The sequence below is a fragment of the Pseudacidovorax intermedius genome, assembly GCF_001476815.1.
Classification (GTDB): Bacteria; Pseudomonadota; Gammaproteobacteria; order Burkholderiales; family Burkholderiaceae_C; genus Xenophilus; species Xenophilus intermedius_A.
Genome location: NZ_LDSL01000133.1, coordinates 2,501 through 5,815 on the forward strand (window position 1 = coordinate 2,501; position 3,315 = coordinate 5,815).

The window sequence follows — 3,315 nt, forward strand, 5'->3', positions numbered from 1 at the left end:
GCTTGCTGTAAAAGAGCAAATTGAAGACGGCATAACGCGTCAGGTGAGAGACCTGACAATTCCTTGATGGACTGAGAACTCTCGTGAGAGAGGTCAAAGTTATAGGGTCAAGTGAATAAGAGCATGTGGTGGATGCCTTGGCGATGATAGGCGACGAAGGACGTGATAGCCTGCGATAAGCTTCGGGGAGCTGGCAAATTAGCTTTGATCCGGAGATTTCCGAATGGGGAAACCCACCGAAAGGTATCGTTAACTGAATACATAGGTTAACGAGGCGAACCGGGTGAACTGAAACATCTCAGTAGCTCGAGGAAAAGACATCAACCGAGATTCCGAAAGTAGTGGCGAGCGAAATCGGAGGAGCCTGCTAGTGATAGCACAGGACTTAGCAAAGCGGCATGGAAAGGCCGACCATAGTGGGTGATAGTCCCGTATGCGAAAAGACCTGTGTGGTACTGAGCTAGCGACAAGTAGGGCGGGACACGTGTAATCCTGTCTGAACATGGGGGGACCATCCTCCAAGGCTAAATACTCATCATCGACCGATAGTGAACTAGTACCGTGAGGGAAAGGCGAAAAGAACCCCGGGAGGGGAGTGAAATAGATCCTGAAACCGCATGCTTACAAAAAGTAGGAGCCCGCAAGGGTGACTGCGTACCTTTTGTATAATGGGTCAGCGACTTACATTCAGTGGCGAGGTTAACCGAATAGGGAAGCCGTAGAGAAATCGAGTCCGAATAGGGCGATCAGTCGCTGGGTGTAGACCCGAAACCAAGTGATCTATCCATGGCCAGGATGAAGGTGCCGTAACAGGTACTGGAGGTCCGAACCGACTAGTGTTGCAAAACTAGCGGATGAGCTGTGGATAGGGGTGAAAGGCTAAACAAACTTGGAAATAGCTGGTTCTCTCCGAAAACTATTTAGGTAGTGCCTCAAGTATTACCTGCGGGGGTAGAGCACTGTTTTGGCTAGGGGGTCATGGCGACTTACCAAACCAAGGCAAACTCCGAATACTGCAGAGTAGAGCTTGGGAGACAGAGCACCGGGTGCTAACGTCCGGACTCAAGAGGGAAACAACCCAGACCGCCAGCTAAGGTCCCTAAAATTGGCTAAGTGGGAAACGAAGTGGGAAGGCTAAAACAGTCAGGATGTTGGCTTAGAAGCAGCCATCATTTAAAGAAAGCGTAATAGCTCACTGATCGAGTCGTCCTGCGCGGAAGATGTAACGGGGCTAAGCCAGTTACCGAAGCTGCGGATTCACACGCAAGTGTGAGTGGTAGGAGAGCGTTCTGTAAGCCTGTGAAGGTGGCTTGTAAAGGCTGCTGGAGGTATCAGAAGTGCGAATGCTGACATGAGTAGCGTTAAAGCGGGTGAAAAGCCCGCTCGCCGTAAGCGCAAGGTTTTCTACGCAACGTTCATCGGCGTAGAGTGAGTCGGCCCCTAAGGCGAGGCAGAGATGCGTAGCTGATGGGAAACAGGTCAATATTCCTGTACCGATGTGCAGTGCGATGTGGGGACGGATCTTAATAGTTCATCCAGGTGTTGGATATCCTGGTTTAGGCAGATGTAGGCGTGTGTCAGGCAAATCCGGCACACATATACCGAGGCTGTCGATCGAGCGAGCTTGCTCGCGAAGTGAATGAACGAGGTTCCAGGAAAAGCCACTAAGCTTCAGCTGCACACGACCGTACCGCAAACCGACACTGGTGCGCGAGATGAGTATTCTAAGGCGCTTGAGAGAACTCAGGAGAAGGAACTCGGCAAATTGACACCGTAACTTCGGGAGAAGGTGTGCCCTAGTAGTGTGAAGTGAACAACGGAGCATGAAAGGGTTGCAAAGAATCGGTGGCTGCGACTGTTTATTAAAAACACAGCACTCTGCAAACACGAAAGTGGACGTATAGGGTGTGACGCCTGCCCGGTGCTGGAAGATTAAATGATGGGGTGCAAGCTCTTGATTGAAGTCCCAGTAAACGGCGGCCGTAACTATAACGGTCCTAAGGTAGCGAAATTCCTTGTCGGGTAAGTTCCGACCTGCACGAATGGCGTAACGATGGCCACACTGTCTCCTCCTGAGACTCAGCGAAGTTGAAATGTTTGTGATGATGCAATCTCCCCGCGGAAAGACGGAAAGACCCCATGAACCTTTACTGTAGCTTTGTATTGGACTTTGAACAGATCTGTGTAGGATAGGTGGGAGGCTTTGAAGCCAGGACGCTAGTTCTGGTGGAGCCGACGTTGAAATACCACCCTGGTGTGTTTGAGGTTCTAACCTAGACCCGTTATCCGGGTTGGGGACAGTGCATGGTAGGCAGTTTGACTGGGGCGGTCTCCTCCCAAAGCGTAACGGAGGAGTTCGAAGGTACGCTAGTTACGGTCGGACATCGTGACGATAGTGCAATGGCATAAGCGTGCTTAACTGCGAGACTGACAAGTCGAGCAGATGCGAAAGCAGGACATAGTGATCCGGTGGTTCTGTATGGAAGGGCCATCGCTCAACGGATAAAAGGTACTCTGGGGATAACAGGCTGATACCGCCCAAGAGTTCATATCGACGGCGGTGTTTGGCACCTCGATGTCGGCTCATCTCATCCTGGGGCTGTAGCCGGTCCCAAGGGTATGGCTGTTCGCCATTTAAAGAGGTACGTGAGCTGGGTTTAAAACGTCGTGAGACAGTTTGGTCCCTATCTTCCGTGGGCGCTGCAGATTTGAGGAAGCCTGCTCCTAGTACGAGAGGACCGGAGTGGACACACCTCTGGTGTATCGGTTGTCACGCCAGTGGCATTGCCGAGTAGCTAAGTGTGGAAGAGATAACCGCTGAAAGCATCTAAGCGGGAAACTCGTTTCAAGATGAGATCTGCCGGGGCCTCGAGCCCCCTGAAGAGTCGTTCAAGACCAGGACGTTGATAGGTCGGGTGTGGAAGCGCAGTAATGCGTTAAGCTAACCGATACTAATTGCTCGTGCGGCTTGACCCTATAACTTTGATTCAGTGCCATGCCACGCGCAGGCCAATCAAGGTGTTATGCCTGGCGCAATCAAATAAGCTGACAGACTCTATGAATTCGCCGTGTTGATCCACAAAATCAACACAGCAACCCTTTATGCCTGATGACCATAGCGAGTTGGTACCACTCCTTCCCATCCCGAACAGGACAGTGAAACGACTCAGCGCCGATGATAGTGCGGACTCCCGTGTGAAAGTAGGTCATCGTCAGGCTCTTACAGCCTCAAAAAGCCCCTCAGCATTCGCTGCGGGGCTTTTTGTTTTGGGCGGCGGCATTGGGCATTGGGCTTAAATCCTCAGCAGTCGATCA

General features: G+C 51.6%; 2 rRNA genes. Both read left to right on the forward strand.

Annotated features, from left to right (window positions below):
• Positions 1 to 105: 105 nt before the first annotated feature.
• Positions 106 to 2,976, forward strand: a 23S ribosomal RNA gene (locus NS331_RS19600).
• 129 nt (positions 2,977 to 3,105) lie between these two features.
• Positions 3,106 to 3,218 (forward strand): 5S ribosomal RNA (rrf, locus tag NS331_RS19605).
• Positions 3,219 to 3,315 lie beyond the last annotated feature (97 nt).